The sequence below is a fragment of the Xylanibacter oryzae DSM 17970 genome, from assembly GCF_000585355.1.
Taxonomy (GTDB): domain Bacteria; phylum Bacteroidota; class Bacteroidia; order Bacteroidales; family Bacteroidaceae; genus Prevotella; species Prevotella oryzae.
The window spans coordinates 144177-166155 of the sequence record NZ_KK073873.1; the positions used below are offsets into that span (position 1 = coordinate 144177).

At 35.7% G+C, this 21979-nt stretch carries 9 protein-coding genes; all 9 read left to right on the forward strand.

The features are described from left to right. Nucleotides 1-4: 4 nt before the first annotated feature. The 9 genes from XYLOR_RS00550 (at nt 5) to XYLOR_RS00590 (ending at nt 21190) form a co-directional block, all read left to right on the forward strand. Nucleotides 5-1948 (forward strand): alpha-L-arabinofuranosidase family protein, encoded by a 1944-nt coding sequence (locus tag XYLOR_RS00550; RefSeq protein WP_036876038.1) that lies wholly within the window; start codon nt 5-7, stop codon nt 1946-1948. A gap of 268 nt (nt 1949-2216) precedes the next feature. Further along, nucleotides 2217-5351, forward strand: coding sequence for a SusC/RagA family TonB-linked outer membrane protein (locus tag XYLOR_RS00555; RefSeq protein ID WP_036876041.1), 3135 nt, complete (start codon nt 2217-2219; stop codon nt 5349-5351). 10 nt (nt 5352-5361) lie between these two features. Next, the gene (locus XYLOR_RS00560; RefSeq protein ID WP_036880410.1) at nt 5362-7329 is read left to right on the forward strand and encodes a RagB/SusD family nutrient uptake outer membrane protein; all 1968 of its coding nucleotides are present in this window, start codon (nt 5362-5364) and stop codon (nt 7327-7329) included. A gap of 41 nt (nt 7330-7370) precedes the next feature. Then, nucleotides 7371-10199 carry a SusC/RagA family TonB-linked outer membrane protein gene (locus XYLOR_RS00565; RefSeq protein WP_036880413.1) on the forward strand — a complete coding sequence of 943 codons (2829 nt, stop codon included), beginning with the start codon at nt 7371-7373 and terminating at the stop codon, nt 10197-10199. A gap of 14 nt (nt 10200-10213) precedes the next feature. Further along, on the forward strand, nt 10214-12037 hold the full coding sequence (locus XYLOR_RS00570) for a RagB/SusD family nutrient uptake outer membrane protein (protein WP_036876044.1): 1824 nt from the start codon (nt 10214-10216) through the stop codon (nt 12035-12037). Between the two features lie 22 nt (nt 12038-12059). Beyond that, a complete protein-coding gene (locus XYLOR_RS00575) occupies nt 12060-13082 on the forward strand; it encodes a DUF5627 domain-containing protein (protein ID WP_036876046.1) in 1023 nt (340 codons plus the stop codon). A gap of 20 nt (nt 13083-13102) precedes the next feature. Further along, entirely contained in the window at nt 13103-14848 is a 1746-nt protein-coding gene (locus XYLOR_RS00580) for an endo-1,4-beta-xylanase (RefSeq protein WP_036876049.1), read from the forward strand. Between the two features lie 81 nt (nt 14849-14929). Continuing rightward, on the forward strand, nt 14930-18472 hold the full coding sequence (locus XYLOR_RS00585; protein WP_036876051.1) for a family 43 glycosylhydrolase: 3543 nt from the start codon (nt 14930-14932) through the stop codon (nt 18470-18472). 276 nt (nt 18473-18748) lie between these two features. After that, nucleotides 18749-21190 (forward strand): glycoside hydrolase family 95 protein, encoded by a 2442-nt coding sequence (locus tag XYLOR_RS00590; protein ID WP_036876054.1) that lies wholly within the window; start codon nt 18749-18751, stop codon nt 21188-21190. The last annotated feature ends 789 nt before the right edge of the window (nt 21191-21979 follow it).

Here is a 21979-nt window from a genome sequence, read left to right on the forward strand (position 1 = left end):
AGTAATGAAAAAAATATTATCTATATTTGCTCTTATCGCAATTTCATCTTTGTCTATGTCACAGACAAAGATGACTTTGCATTTGGACAATGCCGAAAAAAACGTTAGTCCAACTCTTTATGGTCTAATGACAGAGGAAATAAACTATTCTTATGAGGGCGGGTTGTATGCACAACTTTTGAGAAATCCTTCTTTTAAAGAGATAATAAGACATCGTATGCCTTTTCATTCGATGCCAGTTAAACCTAAGTTTTGGGAATTAACTGATTCTATTAATGCAACAATGCGTGTAGAATATAATAAAGGTGTGAATAGGGCTAACAATAATTATCTTTCTGTTAATGTCACTAAGCCGGGAATAGAATTATTAAACAATGGCTTTTGGGGATTACCCATACATTCAGATACAGAATACAATGGCTCTTTGTTTGCAAAGGGATGTTCTTCAATAACTGTCAAATTGGAGTCTGATGATAATAAAACAGTCTATGCCCAAACAACAATAAATAATATTTCAGATGTATGGGGAAAATATTATTTTAAATTGCTTACAAACAGTAAAGCTAAGGAAACCAAAGATGCACATTTCGTAATAACATTTAATGGGATAGGCACTTATGATCTTTCTAGAGTAACATTATTTCCTCCTACTTATAACAATAGGAAAAATGGTTTGCGTAAAGATCTTATGACAATGATGAAAGGTATGAACCCCAAATTTTTGAGGTTTCCTGGAGGAAATTATGTAGAAGGCAATAGATTCTGTGATCGTTTTGATTGGAGAAAGACAGTTGGAAACCCAGATGAACGTCCTGGACATTCAAGTCCATGGGGGTATTGGTCTACAGATGGAATGGGATTGCTGGAATTTATGCAGTGGGCAGAAGATGTTGGTGCCGAACCTTTGCTTGCTGTTTTTGCAGGATACATACTTAATGGAGATCATGTAGAAGGAGATGCCCTTAAGCCTTTTATTCAAGATGCTCTTGACGAAATAGAATATGTAATTGGTGGAGCTGATACAAAATATGGTGCTCAGCGTATAAAAGACGGACATCAACAACCATTTCCATTGCATTATGTTGAAATAGGAAACGAAGACTTCTTTGATATAAGTGGTAGCTATTCAGAGCGTTATCAGCAATTCTATAATGCTATAAAGGAAAAATATCCTCAGTTGAAGATAATATCAACAATAGATGGCAATGCATTGCGTACAAACGCAGAAAATCCAGATGAAATAAAATTGGATATTGTTGACGAACATTATTATCGTAACGCAAAAGATATGTACCGTTCTGCATTTCAATATGATAAATACGATAGAAAAGGACCTAAAATATTCTGTGGAGAGTGGGCTACACGTGAAGGTAAACCTACTACTAATATGAATGCGGCACTAGGTGATGCTGTCTGGATGACCTGTTTAGAGCGTAACTCAGATTTGGTTATGGGAGCTTGTTATGCCCCTTTATTTGTAAATGTGAGCCCTGGAGCGATGCAGTGGGAGAGTGATCTTATTGGTTACGATGCGTTAAAGGCTTATGGATCACCTTCATATTATGCTCAAGTTATGTTTGGTAATAATCTTGGAAATAAGATAGTTCCAATAAATGCTGAAAATGTTCCACTGTTTAAACTTACAGATAAATTAGGTGATACTGCACCTGAAATATATTATACAGCAACAAAAGACAGCAATAACGGACGAGTATATCTAAAAATAGTAAATGTAACAGAAAATAAAAATGATGTACAATTAATATTAGATGGAAATAGTAAAGTAAATAAAAAAGGATATAAGATAGAACTTAAATCTTCAAAACCAGATTTTACAAATACTATTGATAATCCTTCAAATATTATTCCTGTGAAGTCTCTAGTACGAATATCAAAGGATATGAAGATTACACTTCCACCTTATTCTATTACAATATTGAACTTTTAGCTTTTTATAATAAATAATTTTAAGGCTGTGTTAAAAACATTAACAATATTTTGCGCAGCCTTATTATTTTGTTGTTTTATATGTTAATTTGCATTATATTCCGTCGATCATTATATATACAGTGCTATATTTTAACATAATAAGTGTATTGGTTACATGAAATAAAGTTCGTGTAACATTATAAAACATCAGAATGTTATAAACTTCATACTTTTGCAAACGATTTCTAATTATATAATCAAATCTAATATGTATTAAATTATTAACAATGAAACATGTAAAACTATTATTCGTAAGAGTTTTTCCCGTTGTGGTGTTGCTGATGGCGTTTTGCCTGAACATGCATGCCCAGTCGGGAATTACAATTAAAGGTGTAGTAACGGATCAGAAGAATGAGTCCGTTATTGGTGCATCTGTTGTCGTGAAAGGGCGTCCTGGGCTTGGAACTATATCCGACCTAGACGGACATTTTACTATTTCAGTGCCTAATGCGAATTCTGTTATCGTCATTTCTTATGTCGGAATGAAATCAAAGGAAATGAAGGTAGGCGGTATGCGAAACTTCAAAGTTGTTCTTGATGATGACAACACTCAACTCGGTGAATTGGTCGTAGTTGGTTATGGCCAGCAGAAAAAAGCCAGTGTTGTAGGTGCAATCACTCAAACTACAGGAGACGTGTTGAAACGTGCTGCAGGTGTTAACGACATTGGTTCTGCACTAACTGGTAATTTACCTGGTGTCGTTACTACAGCTAGCTCGGGTATGCCAGGTGCAGAAGAGCCTAAAATTGTTATTCGTAGTGCTTCTTCTTGGAACAATAGTGATCCTCTTGTTCTTGTAGATGGAATTGAACGCCCTATGAGTAGTGTGGATATTAGTTCTGTAAAGACAATCTCTGTATTGAAAGATGCTTCTGCAACAGCCGTTTATGGTGTTAAGGGTGCTAATGGCGTAATTCTTATAACTACAAAGCGTGGTGAAGAAGGCCGGGCTAAAATAGATGTAAGTGCAACAATGACAGTGAAGGCTCCTTCATATTTGCCTTCAAAATATGATTCATATGATGCTCTTATGTACCGAAATACTGCTATTGAACATGAGTTGCCAATATCTCCTGATTCTTGGAGCAAAATTACTCCACAATCAACTATAGATATGTATCGCGACCAAACAACAACAGCCCAACGTGAACGCTATCCAAATGTAGATTGGCAAAAAACTTTATTTAAAGATTACTGTATGTCATATAATGCGAATGTTAATATTTCAGGAGGTACAAAGTTCGTGAAGTATTTCGTTGCTACTGATTATGTACATGAAGGTGACCTTTATAGGCAAATTGATAATGGCCGTGGATATAATTCTGGATACGGATTTAATCGTTTAAATGTACGTAGTAACCTTGACTTCCAGTTGACAAAAACAACAGTTTTCAAAATGAACTTAGCAGGTTCTGCAGGTACAAGTAAATCTCCTTGGAGTAATTCCGGTCAGTCAGATTGGCAGATAGCTCAACAGTGGGCAGGAGCATATAATATAGCTCCAGATGTTTTCTTACCAGTATACTCTGATGGTTCTTGGGGATATTATCCTAATGGCGTAAATGTTTCAAACTCTGCTGAGGGTGTCTCAATTTCCGGTGTAGCAGAGACAACTACAACAAGAATAAATACAGACTTTACTCTAGAACAAGACTTGAGCTTTATTACAAAAGGTTTAAGAGCAAGTGGTATGATCGCTTGGGATAACACATTCGTTGAGGGGTCACGTGGTGTATCTGACTTATATAATGATCCTCAGCATAAATGGATTGATCCTGCTACAGGAACAGTTTATTATAAAACAGCTTTTGACAACAATAACAAGTTTGATTATCAGCAAGGAGTTCTATGGTCTACATCAGGTGGTTCTGTCAATGATTATGCTACACAGCGTAATCTAAATTACCAGTTACAGTTAAACTGGGGCCGTGATTTTGGTAAGCATAATGTTACAGCAATGGGATTATTTGCACGTCAACAATATGCTACAGGTAGTGAAGTTCCACATTATCGTGAAGACTGGGTATTCCGTACTACTTATAATTATGCAGATAAATATTTTGTTGAATATAATGGAGCATATAATGGTTCGGAAAAGTTTAGTAAAGATAATCGTTTTGCTTTCTTTAATTCAGGTGCTTTAGGATGGATGATATCAGAAGAAAAATTTATAAAAGATAATCTGAAATTTCTTGACATGTTGAAGATCAGGGCTTCTTATGGTGAAATTGGTGATGATAATGTAGGAAGTCGTTGGCTGTATATGTCTCAATGGGCATATGGTGGCACAACAGCATGGACTAGTAGTGGTTATAATTCTCGTGAGGAGAGCCCTTATACATGGTATAGAGAGGCTTCTGTAGGTAACCCAAATGTAAAGTGGGAAACCGTAAAGAAAACGAACTTAGGTATTGATTATGCTTTCTTGAATGGAATGTTTGCTGGTAGTGTTGATTTCTTCCATGATAAGCGTTTTGACATCCTTGTAGGAGGTTCTGACCGTTCTGTACCTTCATATTATGGAAATACAGCTCCAACAGCTAACTTAGGTCAAGTTACTACTCATGGATATGAGTTTGAATTACGCTTTAATAAAAACATTAATAGAGATTTGCATATTTGGGCTAATTTCAATATGACACATGCTGTTAACAAGATTCTTGTTAAAGATGACCCAGAATTACTTCCTGCATATCAAAAGCAAGCTGGATATAGTATGGGACAATATAAATCATATATAAGCTCTGGGCATACGAATACCTATGACCAAATCTATGGCAGTACTAAGCATGATGCAAATGATGCTTCAAAATTACCAGGAGATTATAATATCATTGACTTTAATGCAGATGGTGTAATTGATAGTAAAGATCAGGTTCCTTATGGATATTCTAGTACACCACAAAACACATATAATGCTACAATTGGATTTGAATGGAAAGGGTTTAGTGGCTTTGTTCAGTTCTATGGCGTAACTAATGTTACACGTGATGTTGTCCTTACAAGTTTCGCGGGTAATCTTGATAACGTGTATGATCAAGGTGCATGGTGGTCTAAATACTCCGATGGAGATGTCGTTGTTCCTCGTTGGAATTCAAAGACAAGCTATAACGATGCGACTCAATACCTTTATGATGGATCTTATATACGTCTAAAGAATGCTGAGGTAGCATATACATTCAATAACCAACTTACTAAAAAACTTGGTATTTCTAATCTTAAGATATTTATTAATGGTAATAACCTCTGGATGTGGTCAAGAATGCCTGATGACCGTGAGATGAATAATTCATTTGGAGGTTCTGTCGGAGCTTATCCAACAATGAAGCGTTACAATTTAGGCATAAAATTCTCATTATAAATAAATGAAAATGAAAAAAATATATAAAAACATCTTATGCGGTGGACTTTTATTGTTTGCTTTAGGACTTACATCATGTGAGTCTTATCTAGACAAATCAGCCGATTCTACTGTATCAGACACAGAAGCATATAAAAACTTTACGAATTTCCAAGGATTTGTAGAGGAAATGTATAATTGCATTCCTGATAAGTTGAAAAACTATTGGAATACTTCTTGGAACTGGGGAGATGATGAGGTAATGGATTCTGAATCATCATGGCGTACTTTAAATCAATTTGATCAGGGTAACTTCTGGGCTTGGCAAGCTGAACATCAGTCTCAACCTGAAAACTGGCTTGACAAATCAAGTACGAATCCTTCTTCTACGGATAAATTTAGCCATGCTTTGTGGCCTCATGCTTGGTATTGCATACGTAAATGTAATCTAGGTCTTGCAAATCTTGACAAGATGACAGATGCAACAGATGAGGAAAAAAATCTTATAGCAGGTCAGCTATATTTCTTCCGTGCATGGTGGCATTTTGAACTAATGGAATGGTTTGGAGGACTCCCATATATTACTAAAGTTTTACCTGGTGATCAAAAGCTTACATTGCCTCGTTTAACATATCAACAATGTGCTGATAGTGCTGCTATTGATTTTCAAAAAGCAGTTGATCTATTGCCAATAAATTGGGATAATACAACTATTGGTAAGGCTACTATGGGTAAAAACGCTTTGCGTATCAATAAGATTATGGCTTTAGGCTACCTAGGTAAAAACTATTTATGGGCAGGAAGTCCTCTTATGAAGAATGGTGCTCAAACAGGTGGAGCTAATACATATACTTATGATCAGACATATTGTAAAAAGGCAGCCGATGCATTTGGTCAATTACTTTCATTAGTAGAAAGTGGTCAAACACAATATGCTTTGGCTGAATTCAATTATAAGGATATATATAATCACAAGAAATCCGATGATGCAACTACATGCTTTAGTGATATCTTTAGTAAGTCAGGACAGAGCGGAATGCCGGGCACTTGTGAGGCAATATTCTGTGGACCTTCTACAGACGCATGGGGATCAAGTTGGGGATCAAATAAAACATTTGGCCCAACTGTTGCAGGTGTTGTTGATCCGGGAGCTACACATATGCCAACAGCTAATTATATAAATTATGCTTATGGTATGGCAAATGGTTTACCTATAACTGACCCTGATTCAGGTTTTGACCCTACACATCCATTCAAAAACCGTGATCCACGTTTTTATCATGATATTGTTTTTGATGGTTTCAAGTATGTAAACGGAACAATGACTGATAAAACAGAATATCTTCGTTATTGTGGTTTGAATTCAGATGGAACTATGCGTGATGCAAAGACGGGTAGTCGTACTGGTTATTTCTATCAGAAATTGTGTCCTCACATTTGTAATCATTTTGATGGAGGATATGACTGGCCTGGAACTCATCTATATTTACCATATATGAGATTGGCTGATATTTATCTAATGTATGCAGAAGCTTGTGCTGCTACAGATGGAGCGACAGGCAAATCTACAAATTTCTCAAAAACTGCGGAAGATGCAATCAATACACTCCGCGATCGTGTAGGCGAAGCACATGTTAATGCTAAGTTTGAAGGAAACAAACAGAAGTTTATGGATGAAGTTAGACGTGAACGTGCTGTAGAACTGTCATTCGAAGGATTCCGTTTTAATGACTTACAGAGATGGTTGTTATTGACAGAGGCTCCATACACAGTAAAAACCTCTCAAGAATTCAATCGTGTAAGTGGAAGCGAGAAGGATGCAAATGGAGTTTATACTAATAACTGGTATAAAAATAATGATCCTCGTAACGCTGAAGTTTCAGGTTTAACAGAAAATACTATATTGACTCGTAAATTCTCTGCGAAACATTATTGGCTTCCTCTAAAGGTTAATGATACCTCAATGTATCCTGAATTCGGTCAAAACTATGGATGGTAATATATTAAATGCATAATTAATAATTCATAATGCATATAACAATGAAACATATAAATAAAAATATAATAATAGGAGCGACATTGAGTTGCCTGCCATTTACCCTAAATGCGGCAACTAATGCCGATGGCAAAGACTCAATTGATAATCCGAAAGACCAAATGGTTCAAGTGGCCTTTCAGAAAGTCAAAAAGAGCGAATTGCTTGGTGGAGTCTCTGTTTTAGATTACAAAGAACTGACTAAGAAGAACTATAACACTTATAGTCTTGATAATCTTCAGGGATATATAGATGGTTGGAATGGATCTACAATGTGGGGGCTTGATGGTTATCTCGTTTTAGTTGATGGGGTGCCTCGTGACGCTAATAATATATTGCCTACAGAAATTGATCAAGTTACTTTCTTAAAAGGTGCACAAGCAGTAGTTCTTTATGGTAGCCGTGCTACAAAAGGTGCTATTCTTATCACGACAAAGAAGGGAAATATTGGTGATCTTAAAATATCAGCTCGTGGTAATGTCGGAATATTTGCAGCAAAGAGTTACCCAAAGTATTTAGGATCAGCACAATATATGTCATTATATAATGAAGCTCGTGCTAATGACGGACTTACACCATTATATACAGATAATGATATTTATAACTATTCAAGTGGCGAAAATCCTTATCGTTATCCTAATTTGGATTTTTATTCTTCAGATTATATAAATAAATGTTATACAAGATCTGAAGCTAATATGGAAATAAACGGAGGTAGTAAAATAGCACGTTTCTATGCTAATATCAATTATTATCATCTTGATGATGTTTTTAATTTTGGTGAGGCTAAAAATAATGGAACAGACAGGTTGAGCATTCGTGGTAATATTGATTTGAACCTGAATGACTATATTTCTGCTTATATTCATAGTAACGTATCTTTCTATGATGTTAGTACTGCAAACTCCAGCTCTAATTACTGGAGTACAGCTGCAACATTCCGCCCAAATCGTTTAAGCCCGTTAATCCCAACAAGTTCTATAGATCCTAACTCAGCGGCTTCTTGGATATATATGAATAATAGTCTGAATATTGTTAATGGGAATTTTCTTAGTGGAACTACTATAGACCAAACAAATGTTATTGCAGACATGTGTGCAGGTGGCCATGGAAAATACACAAGCAGACAATTCCAGTTTGATGCAGGTTTGAAGTTTGATTTAGCTAAAGTTTTGAAAGGATTGTCTTTTGAAACACAATTCGCAATAGATTATGCTACAGCCTACACTACGGCATATAATAATACATATGCTGTATATACTCCTAATTGGAGTAATTACAATGGTTCTGATGTAATATCTAGTCTTACAAAAATTAATAATGATAAAAAATCAGGAACTCAAAATGTAAGTGGAAGTTCTGATAATCAGACAATAATGTTTTCTAGCCAGTTCAACTATAATACAACTATTAATAAAGTACATAACATAAAAGCAATGTTGATTGGTGCAGGATATCAGACAAAATTATCAGGCACATACCATAAAACAAGCAATGTTAATCTTGGATTGGAACTTGATTACAATTATGCAGGAAAATATTTTGCACAAATTGGAACCGCATTAGTTCATTCTGCAAAATTAGCTCCTGGACACCGTGATGCCCTATCTCCATCTGCAACATTGGGTTGGAAACTTAAGAACGAGAATTTCTTAAAGAATTCTTCTATTGTTGATGAACTTACGTTAAGCGCATCTCTTAGTGAACTTAATAGTGATACAGATATTCAAAATTACTATTTATACGAAGCAAATTACACTCAGGCAGATGGTGCATATTGGAGCTGGGCAGATGGTACTTTAGAAAAATCCACTAATGTAAAAAGAGGTGAGAATCCTGACTTAAGATTTATAAAGCGTAAAGAATTCTCTGTAAGCATGCAGACTTCATTATTGAATCACTTGATTGAGGCAAAAGCATCATTCTTTACTAATGTTATTGATGGTGGTTTAATACAGCCTTCAACAATATATCCAAGTTATTTCTCAACATATTATCCAAGTGCGTCTTTTATTCCATACGTTAACTACAATAAAGATAAAAGAACAGGATTTGACTTTGGAGTAAACTTGAATAAGAAAGTTGGACAAGTTGGCTTATCTTTGGGCGTTACAGGAATGTACTATACATCAAAGGCTACACAACGTGATGAAAATTATGCTGATTCTTATCAGAACAGAACTGGTAAACCTCTTGATGGTCTTTGGGGATTAGTTAGCGATGGATTTTATTCTGATGCGGCTGATGTCGCAAAATCGCCAAAGTCGTCTTATGGTACTTGCAAACCAGGTGACATAAAATACGTAGACCAGAATGGTGATGGAATCATTAATGCCCAAGATCAGGTATATCTTGGCAAAGGTGGTTGGTATGGTTCTCCATTTACTTTAGGTATCAACTTAACTGCAAAATACAAAGACTTCACATTCTTCGCATTATGTACCGGAAATTATGGTGCTAAAGCATTTAAGAATAACTCTTATTGGTGGGTATATGGTGACGGAAAATATTCAGAAGCAGTGCTTGGTCGTTGGACAGAAGCAACAGCGTCAACAGCAACTTATCCACGCTTAACAACAGGAACAAGCGATAATAACTTCCAAAATTCAACATTCTGGTTGTATTCAACAGATCGCTTTGACTTGGCAAAAGTACAGATAACATATGATTTACCTAAAAAATGGTTTGAAAACTTCTTTATAAGTGGTGTTTCTGCTTATGTAAGTGGATCTAATCTATTGACATTCTCAGGAGAACGTAAAATATTAGAGATGAATGTCGGTAGTGCTCCTCAGTATCGCTTCTATAATTTAGGTGTTAATGTTACATTCTAATAAATATTAAAATTATGAAGATCAAAAATATAATTAAGCTTTTGGCATTCTTGCCCTTGCTTACATCATGTGATGATATATTCACTCCTGCTATAGAAAATATCAGAGGTCTTGATGCAATGTATAAAGAACCGTCATATGCTCAAGGAATATTAGCAAATGCATATGTCTTATTGCCTTATTCATCAACTCCAAATAGTGATGTAGCAACTGATGATGCAGTTACAAACGATAAAACTAGCGATTATCTTAAAATGGCTACAGGATCATGGGCTGCAAACTCCGATCCTATGTCACAATGGCAAGCACGTAGAAATGCCATTCAATATATCAATCTATTCCTGGAGAGAGCAGATAGTGTAAAGTGGGCAAACGATCCAACCATAGCTGCTATGTTTAAAGAGCGTCTTAAAGCTGAGGCTTATGGATTGCGTGCGTTGCAAATGTTTTATTTATTGCAAGCCCATGGTGGTTGGGATGATAGCGGTAAACTGTTGGGCGTTCCTATTCTAACTCATTCAGAAACTCCTGCATCAGACTTTAATGTAGCAAGAAATTCATTCCAAGATTGTATTGACAGTATAATAGTCGATGCCACTCGTGCAGAATCTCATTTGCCATTAACGTATAACGATCTTGCACACGATGCAGATGTTCCAGCCAAATATCAGGCTATGGGTATAACAAAAGCAAGTGACTATAATCGCGTGTTTGGTGCAATCGTTAGAGGTAGAATGTGTGGTAATATAGCTAATGCAATTATAGCTCAAGCAACACTGTTGGCTGCAAGTCCTGCTTATAATAAAGGTACAACTGTAACATGGGCAGATGCTGCCGACAGAGCTGCTGTTGTTCTTGACAACATCGGTGGAGTCTCCGGACTGGCTCCAACAGGTTTAACATGGTACAGTAGTGATAATGCTGCCGAGATTACAGCTGCTCAAACTGATAAAGGTTCTAACCCTAAAGAAATTATTTGGAGAGGAGATATCGGAAGTGGTAATGATTTGGAAACTTCTAACTTCCCGCCTTCATTGGAGGGCAAGGGTAGAATAAATCCTACTCAGAATCTCGTTGATGCATTCCCTATGGCTAATGGATATCCAATATCAGATAAGACAAACAGTGGATATAATGCTTCAGACCCATATAGTAATCGTGATCCGAGATTGGCAAAATATATTGTTGTTAATGGAAGTACACAGGGATCAAGTAGTGCTGTAATAACAACTGCTACTTATGGCACAAATTATGATGCTAAAGATAAAGAGAGTGGATATTCTACTCGTACAGGATATTATCTTCGTAAACTTTTACGCTCTGACTGTAATGTTACTTCTGCATCCCCAACAAAACAGTTACATTACGATTCTCGTATCAGATATACAGAGATCTTCTTAGATTATGCAGAAGCTGCTAATGAGGCTTGGGGACCTACAGGTAAGGGAACTCATTCTTATAGTGCTTATGATGTTATCAAGGCAATCCGGACTCGTGCAGGTGTTGGTGTAAATAACGGAGACCCTTATTTGGAGAATATCAAAAACACTTCAAATCAAGATGCAATGCGTGAACTTATTCGTAATGAGCGCCGTCTTGAACTCTGTTTTGAAAACCACCGTTTCTATGACTTACGTCGTTGGAAGGTTGATCTCGCAAAACTTAATGAAACTGCTAACGGTATGCAGATTGATAAACAAAATGATAATACTATCACTTATACTAACGTACCGGTTGAAACAAGGAATTATGAGGATTATATGTATTATGGTCCTATCCCATACAGTGAAACTCTAAAATGGACAAACCTGCAGCAGAATCATGGTTGGGGAAAATAACTATTAATTTAATAAAATCATTATGAAAAGAAAATCATTAATACCAGTATTGGCACTTGGCATATTCGTATCTATGTTTCAATCTTGTGAAAATCAGGATAACGAATTCCCTAATTATGGTCACAGTGCTGTATATTTTGGTTACCAAGATCCTGTTCGTACATTATGTCTTGGTCAAGATGAAAACTATAATACGGATTTAGATAATGCCCATCAGTGTGAAATATATGCTGTGTTAAGTGGTATGTATTCTAATAAAGGAACAGTTTCTATTGATGTTACAGTTGATAATTCACTTTGTGATAATCTGTATTTATCTGATGGTCAAACACCGGTTAAACCAATGCCATCAACATATTATTCATTATTGGGTAACCAGATCGTTATGAATGGTACAATGAATGGCGCTGTTAAGGTTCAATTTACTGATGCCTTTTTTGCAGACCCTAGTTCTATCAAGAATACATATGTGATACCTTTGCGTATGACAAAAGTAACAGGTGCAGACTCTATTCTAGTTGGTAAGGCTAAGGTAACATCTCCTCATCCAGTTCTTACTAATTCTAGTGATTGGGATGTACAACCACAGAATTATGTATTGTATTGTGTTAAATATATCAACCCATGGGCTGGCACATATTTGCGTAGAGGTGTAGATTTAGTAACAGAAAATGGAGCTACAAGTACAATAGTTCGTCATAAAGCTACTGTAGAACAAGATGATTTGTTTAAAATTACAACGAACTCTTTAAAGACAGTGTTATACCCGTTCAGTTCTAGTTGTAACCTACTTATTACTTTCACTGACGATAATAAATGTACTGTTACTTCTGCTACAGATGGATATACAGTAACCGGTACAGGAACATTTGTTAAAGATGGAGAGAAAAAAGCTTGGGGAAACCTAGACAGAGACGCTATCTATTTAGATTATAATGTAACTGCTGCAAGTGGTAAAGTTACAGCTACTAAAGATACTTTAGTAGTTCGTGACCGCGGAATAACAGGAATGGAACTACTGGCACCGGTATATAAATCAAATTAACCGTTAAACTAATGATTAACATGAAATATTACAATAAATTCTTACTGGGAGCGATAAGTTTGGTCGCTTTTGCCTCCTGTGCGGATAATAATTCATTAGACTTTACACCAGCTGTCGGTAAATCCGACAGCTTGGTAAAGCTTAGCTATCTGAATAATTATGATGTACTAAAAAAATATGTAGACCGTACTGCTAATCCTAATTTCAAACTAGGAACTGGTGTTGATGCGAGTGATTTTAGTAGTAAAGGTACCGTTTATGCATTAACTGTTGGAAACTTTGATGAGATAACAGCGGGTAATGCTATGAAGTATGGTTCTTGCGTAGCCGATAATGGAAATATGGACTTCGGGGCTGTTAAAAAATTTGTCTCTACAGCCAAAGATGCAGACGTTTCTATATTTGGCCATACATTAGCATGGCATTCACAACAGAATAACAAGTATCTGAATAGTCTTGTCCCTAACTCGGAAAGATATATGCATATAACGACTACTTCTGTTGGAACTAAGCCTAATCCGTGGGATTGGGGCATAACTTATAATCTTGATTCTCCATTGGAAGTTGGAAAAAGCTATACATTAAGTCTTAGCGCAAAATCATCGCCGGGAACTACAGTGTGGTTTTGGCCTTCTTGTTCTGCTGGTACAATGTATTTAAATCCACAATTTTCAGTAGGTACAAAATGGGGCGTATATAGTATCACATTTACACCTGATAAACCAATTGATAAGTTATCTTATGAATTTGGACAATTAAATGGAAGTCTGTATCTTGATAATATATCACTTACTAAAGATGGCAGTAGTACTAATCTTATAGTAAATCCTAATTTTGATAATAATGATATTTCCCGTTATAGTAAGCCAAGTTATTTAAACTTTACTTATGCCATAGATGGTGTGATACCAACAAAAATTCTTACAGATCAAGAGAAAAAAGATACTATTACTTGGGCCATGGGTAACTGGATACAAGGCATGATGAATGCTTGTAAAGGATATGTTAAAGCTTGGGATGTTGTCAATGAGCCATTATCAGGTGTAGATAAAGATGGTGACGGTTTCTATGATTTACAGTCTGCTACACGTGGCACTGTTTCTGATAATGATGCTAGTGCAAACTTCTACTGGCAGGATTATATGGGCGATTTAGACTATGTGCGTACAGCTGTAGCTGATGCTCGTAAGTATTTTGTAGAATCTGGTGGAAACGCTTCTGACTTAAAGTTATTTATTAATGATTATAATCTGGAAACATTTTGGGATCACAATCAAAAATTGATAAGTCTTATTAGTTGGATTGGCAAATGGGAAGCTGATGGCACGACTAAAATAGATGGTATTGGAACTCAGATGCATGTATCTTATAATGAGGATCCGATTAAGCAGAAAAGTCAGGAAGATGCTATTGTAAATATGTTTAAGATTATGGCTGCTACTAAGAAGCTAGTTCGTATATCAGAACTTGATATGGGTATCCTTGATGCTAATGGAAATAAGGTTCTTACACCTAATGTTACAGATGCACAGATGAAAGAACAAGCTGCATTTTATCAGTTTATAGTTAAAGCATATTTTGATAATGTACCGGCAGCTCAACGTTACGGTATTGCACAATGGGCTCAAACAGATAGCCCATCTACTACAGGAGCTTGGCGTGCTAATGAACCAATTGGTTTATGGAATGGCAAATACGATCGTAAGCGTGCCTATGCAGGCTTTGCTGACGGTTTAGCAGGAAAAGTCGTTTATCCAGCGGAATAAACAGCACTTTATAATGAAATAGTTATACGATAATAAGGGGGAGTCTGTGAAGTCTTCCCCTTATTTTTTAAATTTAAAATTATGAGAAATAAATTATTAAAATACCTTTTATACACAATATTCCTTTTTGCTCCTTTGTCAGTGTGCGCCTGGATAGGTATGCCTATACCACGTCTGCACGTTGATGGGCGCTATTTCAAAGATAATCAGGGAAATATAGTCAATCTGCATGGTTTTGCACAGACATATAGTCCATGGTTTAACGAGAAAGGAACTAAATGGAATAATTATGATGTTGATGGATGTTTAAGTTATAACCAAGGGCTGATAGACAAAATTCTTGCAGCTGGATGGGATGTTAATTTTATCCGTCTTCATATGGACCCATATTGGTCAAATACTCCTGGAATGCAGACAAAAGGTGAAAGCGATATATCTGCTTTCAGTTATGATAGGTTTACAAAATACTTTCAAAGTGTATTTTTGCCTATGGCTAAATATGCAATAAGTAAAGGGCTATATGTTATAATGCGTCCTCCGGGAGTCTGTCCTGACTCAATATCCGTTGGTGATGATTATCAAAAATATTTGATAAAGGTCTGGAATTATGTTTCGGCTGATCCGTACATAAAAAATAATCCAAATATTATGTTTGAACTTGCAAACGAACCCGTTAAGATATGTGGTAAAGATGGTTCAACGGCAGGATTTAAAGAACTTAAGGACTATTTTCAAAGCATAACAAATACGATTAGAAGTAATTGTAATAACATTGTCTTAATACCGGGACTGGCTTATCAGGCTAACTATGAAGGATTTGCTGAGTATCCTATAGAAGGATCAAATATCGGTTATGCCGTGCATTGTTATCCCGGATGGTACAATAGCGGTTCTGAAGATACTCCTAACGTAAATTATGCTAATTTCAAAGCCGGTTGGGATAAACAGATAACACCTGTTTCAAATTTTGCACCTATAGTAGTCACAGAGATGGATTGGGCACCGAAATCATATGAATCGTCTTGGGGTAAAGGTGTTACAGGTACCGCTGGAGGGAATGGTTTTGGAGCTAATTTTAAAAAAATAGCAGATGATTCAGGTAATGTTAGTTGGCTTATTTTTACCTCAGCAGAGTTAATGGCTAATTTTAAAGATGATCCAGGTAATGGAAATACTTTCTTAACAGATCCAGAAGCATGCCCTTGGCCTACTTATCATTGGTATAAAGATTATGCAAAAGCAAACTATCCACATAAAGATTTTACTTATCAGTCTTCTGCGGATAATGGAGATGGCACATTCACAAATCCGGTAATACAAGCTGATTTTCCTGATCCGGATGTAGTAAAAGTAGGCGACACTTATTATATGGTTACAACTACTATGCATAATTTTCCCGGCTGTACGTTACTTAAATCAAACGATTTGGTAAATTGGAGCTATTGTAGCAACCCATTAACAAAAATGTCTTCGAATCCGGAATATAATCTGGAGGATGGTAAAAATATCTATTCAAAGGGTTCTTGGGCTAATAGTCTTATGTATAAGAACGGAAAATTTTACATAATGTTTAATGCCTTTGGCAAAGGTGATGACGCTGGAGGCTATTTGTTGTCAGCAACTGATCCTGAAGGTTCATGGACAATGACACGACTATCCCAAGGCTATTATGATCCGGGCATGTTACTTGATGAAGATGGAAAAGTCTATGTAGTATGTGGAAATACAAACCTGAAAGTAGTACAGTTAGATGATAACTTCTCATCTGTGAAGGAGGTTAATGTTGATGGTGGATTTGATGGCTTGGAAGGTAGCCACTTCTTTAAGAAAGACGGTTATTACTATATCTATTCAACTTGTTGTGCATGGCCGGCAACTCAGTGGTGTTTCCGTTCTAAAAATGTATTTGGACCATATGAAAAAAAGGAAGTCTTTGATTGTGACGATATTCATCAGGGAGCTATGATACAAACGCAAAGTGGCGAATGGTGGACAATGCTAATGAAAGACTGTGGCTCTTTTGGGCGTATGCCATACCTTGAACCTGTAAAGTGGGTAGATGATTGGCCTGTAATAGGTAATAATGGTACAGATGCCGGTACATATAATAAGCCAAATGTAGGCAAAGACTATGATAAAACATATTTGCCAACTAATGATAATTTCAGAAATTATATATTAGGAAATCAGTGGCAGTGGAATCATAATCCAGATAACTCAAAATGGTCGCTATTAGATAAACCCGGTAGGCTAAGGTTATATACATCAGGTGTAACAGATTCATTGCAAAAAGCTCGTAATACACTTACTCAACGCATTATGGGTTACCATGACAAGACCGTACCTTCGTATGGTACGATACGTATGGATATCAGTAAAATGCAAGATGGTGATATGGCCGGTGTAGCAGTATTCCAAAATCCTTATGCATATATTGCTGTTAATAAGTCTGGCAATGCCTTGAACCTTGTGCAGACCAATACAGAAGACAATAAGAAATATAACACTGCTATTAGTTGCGATTCTATAATATACTTGCGGGCAATAGCTGATATTGCTACATCAAAAGCCTCATTCTATTATAGTCTGGATAACGTCACGTATACAAAATTTGGTCAAGATCTCGATATGAAATATGACTTGTCTGTATTTGTTGGTAATCGTTTTTGTATATTTAATTATGCTACTAAAGCAGAAGGTGGATATGTAGATGTAGATTGGTTCTCTACAGAACGAGACTTTTCGGAAGATCAGTATTATGATAACTCATTTGTGCCATATTCTAGTGATTATCTTACCGTTTCGTCAATATCAGCAAATAAAAGTTCTTTTACACTTTTACCTAGCTCTTCTCAGTCATTTACCCTTACGGCTACGTATAAAGACGGGCATACTGCCGATGTAAGTTCTGAAGCAAAATATACATTCTCAGATAATAACATAGTAAAAGTCGTAAACGGCAGACTTGTTCCACTTGGGGAAGGTACAACAAAGATGACTGCTAATTACGAAGATAAGGTCGGGAATAGTATATCTGTAGATTTAAATGTTTATGTATCAATGTTTCCGCTTACTTCTGATGGCATAAATCCAAGTATATATGCAACTGGAACATTTGATGAATCAACTCATACGCTTGTAACCGGACAATGGGGATTTGGAGGATGGCAATACACGAATGGCATAGATCTGTCATCATGTAAGTATATCGTAATTGAAATGAATAAACCCCAGAATACAGGCGCTTCTTTCCGCCTTTTTGATGAAAATTCTTATTGGAGTAAACCTGCAATGGTTGATATAGGCAGTAATACAACAATTAAGATAGAACTTTCAAAATTGATTAAAGATGGAACTTCTACAGCCTTGAACCTTTCTCATATATATATAATGGGATTTTGGTCAAATGGCGGAGGAGAGATTTCTATAAAGGACATCTTCTTAAGTAATGATGGAACTAGTCCTGTTACAGGTATAGAACCTATTGTCTTAACGGATAAGCCTGTAAATGTGTATAATCTATCGGGAATGCTTCTCTATTCTAAAATAAGTAGAGAAGAGGCTAAAAAAGTATTGAAGAGTGGCGTGTATATTATAGATAAAAAATGTGTGGTAATAAAATAAGATTAATAATTTTATTATAGATTACTCATACATAATATTATAATTGACTAGATTATAACACTGGCATTTGATTTTAAATAAATCTTATTGCTGGTGTTATTTGTTATGATATAAATTTATACATACTATAATAAGCATAATACTATACGAATTAGTACATATATAAAGTTATTTTTATTATGATACATAATAACAAATTAATGTAACATTCTTATATTATTGTTTTGATTATTTTTTATAAATTTGCAATCAGAATATGAAAAAACAAAAAGCAATATGAAAAGAAAACTACTATTTTTCTTAATACTGACTGCAATACCGGTATTAATGTTCTCTTCCAATTTAAAATTATGGTATAATAGTCCTGCTTCAATATGGCAAGAAGCTTTGCCTGTTGGTAATGGACACATGGGAGCTATGGTTTACGGAGGTGTTGGATATGAGAAAATACAACTTAATGAAAATACCGTATGGGGTGGCTCTCCATATAATAACGCAAGAAAAATATCTCCTGACACACTTTCGAAGATACGTAGTCTGATATTTTCAGGCGATACTCATCATGCTGAGAATATGATAAATAGTTATTTCATGACAGGACAGAATGGAATGCCATATGAAACTGTTGGCAGTTTGATCTTGCAATCTCCTTTCACCGATAAACCTTCATCTTATTATAGAGATTTGGATCTTAATAGAGCAGTAGCAACTACTTTATTCAAGGTTAATGGAGTTACATATAAAAGAGAGGTTATTGCATCATTCACAGATCATGTAGTAATGATTCATATATCAGCTGATAGGGCAAATGCAATATCATTAAAGGCTAGTTATATATCGCCTCTTCCGCATACTACTTCGTATAATGGTAAAACTCTTATTATGAAAGGGAAATGTCTTAGCCACGAAGGAGTAGAAGGTAAAATAAGGGTTCAGACCACAACAGGTGTAAAGTGCATAGGTGGACAGATCGCTATGACAGACTCTACTATGTCAATAAGTAAGGCATCTGATGTTGTATTGTATGTCTCTACGGCAACAAATTTCGTAAATTATAAAGACGTAAGTGGTGATGAAGCTAAAAAATCGGTAGCATTACTTTCAAATAGTATGAATAAGGAGTTTAGTAAAGCTCTGATAGCTCATACAAATTATTATAGAAAATTGTTTGGAAGAGTATCTCTTAATTTACCTTCAACTAATAAGATAGACCAGCCTACAAATGAGAGATTAGCTAATTTTCAAAAGAGCAATGATCCTTCACTAGTTGCTTTGGTTTTTCAATATGGTAGATACCTTCTTATTTCTTCTTCTCAGCCGGGTGGTGAACCCGCAAATCTCCAGGGATTATGGAATGACAACTTGAATGCTCCATGGGATGGGAAGTATACAATAAATATAAACACAGAGATGAACTATTGGCCTGCTCAGGTTACTAACCTTGCAGAGACAGAAGAGCCTTTGATACATTTAGTAAAAGATCTAAGTGTTACAGGTAGACAAGCAGCTGTAGATATGTATGGCGCTAAGGGTTATGTTGCTCATCATAATACAGATATATGGAGAAGTACAGGAATGATAGACGGTGCCACTTGGGGTATGTGGCCTAATGGTGCCGGATGGTTAAGTACGCATCTCTGGCAAAGGTATCTGTTCAATGGAGACAAATCATATCTTGCAGATATATATCCACAGTTGAAGGGCGCAGCTGACTTTTATCTTACAGCGATGGTAAAGCATCCTAAGTACGGATGGATGGTAACTTGTCCTAGTATATCACCTGAGCATGGTCCAAACGGCTCTTCATCAGTAACTGCCGGATGTACTATGGACAATCAGATTGCTTTTGATGTACTTAATAATGCATTGCGCGCTACAGAGTTGCTAAATGGTCCAATATCTTATCAAGACAGTTTAAAAAATCAGTTATCTATGCTTGCACCTATGCAGATAGGTAAATATGGACAACTTCAAGAATGGCTTGAAGATGTAGACGATCCTAAAGACAATCATCGTCATGTGTCGCATGCTTATGGACTATTCCCAAGTAATCAGATATCAGCTTACCATTCACCCCTGCTCTTTAATGCAGTTAGAAACACTCTTATACAGCGTGGAGATGAGGCAACAGGATGGAGCATTGGTTGGAAAATAAACCTTTGGGCTCGCCTGTTAGATGGCAATCATGCTTATAAACTTATAAAGTGTCTTTTGAATATATTACCAAGTGACAAAGAAATGAGAGAATATCCGAATGGAAGAATGTATCCAAATCTTTTTGATGCTCATCCACCATTCCAGATAGATGGCAATTTCGGTTTTACAGCAGGAGTAGCAGAAATGCTATTGCAAAGCCATGATGGTGCTGTTCAAATACTGCCTGCCCTCCCTGATATGTGGAAGACCGGTAGCGTGAATGGACTTATGGCCAGAGGGGGATTCGAAGTTTCAATGAAATGGATAGACAATAAAGTTTCAGAGATTAATGTAAAGTCTAAAATCGGAGGTAATTTACGTATAAGATCGTATGTACCATTAACAGCGAAAGGGTTGAAAATAGCAGAAGGTGAAAATACTAATCCTTTATTCTATAGAGCAAGAGGTAAGAAACCAATTGTTTCACCTATTGTAGAGACAAAAGCACCACAACTAAAGGAAGTATATGAATATGATTTGCAGACTAAGGTAGGAGGGGTATATCGGCTATTGGCAAAATGATAAAATATTTACTTTCCTGTTCTGATTGCTATAATTTTTATTCCAGATACGTAATAGTATCTGGAATTTTATTTTCACCTCCCCGTTGATAAAAACAATATAACTTGCTTATAATAAATGTGTTAATGTCAGGGAGGTGAAAAATCCACCTCCTCGGTTTTTTTGGGGGCAGTTAAACTAGTACAGGTAATGACCAATCTAAATTAAATTGGTATACAACTTAACTTGAATTGGTAATCAATCTAAGTTGATTTAGTCATCAATTTAGATTGTATTGGTATCTCATTATTACTTTTTTAACATCATAAATGATGCTTTTATATGCGTTAAAGTTGTAATTTGTATTTATGTCAATTTTATATATTGATTTAAAAAATATAAACAAAAATATTCATATTATCTTATGACGTCTATAGAATGGATTGCATTTATTTTAAAACAGAAGTTGAAAGTTATTGAAAAATTACCCCCAAGTGCTTGATCATTCAAAGATGTAGCATGATGATCATCAATAACCATTGTAAAGGTCTAAAATTCGGGGAGGTGAAATTTTCACCTCCCCGTAACTAAATGTCTGTAATACATGCGTTTAAGTCTTTTTGTACCAGAGGGATGTGAATTTTACTTTTTAAATATTTTTTCTGTTTTGCGATAGCTATATTGAATTAATATCATATCGTGGTATAATTTTTAATACTAAAAGTTTTACCCAACCCCTATAATCAGGCTAAATATTAATTTATGTTTTGTATAGAGAAATATATGTAACAATAAATATTGTATCTTCGT

Excerpts from the sequence above, each read along its gene's own strand:
- XYLOR_RS00575 (WP_036876046.1), top strand. The coding sequence starts at position 12,060 with ATGAAAAGAAAATCATTAATACCAGTATTGGCACTTGGCATATTCGTA.
- XYLOR_RS00570 (WP_036876044.1), top strand. The coding sequence starts at position 10,214 with ATGAAGATCAAAAATATAATTAAGCTTTTGGCATTCTTGCCCTTGCTT.
- XYLOR_RS00590 (WP_036876054.1), top strand. The coding sequence starts at position 18,749 with ATGAAAAGAAAACTACTATTTTTCTTAATACTGACTGCAATACCGGTA.
- XYLOR_RS00550 (WP_036876038.1), top strand. The coding sequence starts at position 5 with ATGAAAAAAATATTATCTATATTTGCTCTTATCGCAATTTCATCTTTG.
- XYLOR_RS00555 (WP_036876041.1), top strand. The coding sequence starts at position 2,217 with ATGAAACATGTAAAACTATTATTCGTAAGAGTTTTTCCCGTTGTGGTG.
- XYLOR_RS00565 (WP_036880413.1), top strand. The coding sequence starts at position 7,371 with ATGAAACATATAAATAAAAATATAATAATAGGAGCGACATTGAGTTGC.
- XYLOR_RS00580 (WP_036876049.1), top strand. The coding sequence starts at position 13,103 with ATGAAATATTACAATAAATTCTTACTGGGAGCGATAAGTTTGGTCGCT.
- XYLOR_RS00585 (WP_036876051.1), top strand. The coding sequence starts at position 14,930 with ATGAGAAATAAATTATTAAAATACCTTTTATACACAATATTCCTTTTT.
- XYLOR_RS00560 (WP_036880410.1), top strand. The coding sequence starts at position 5,362 with ATGAAAAAAATATATAAAAACATCTTATGCGGTGGACTTTTATTGTTT.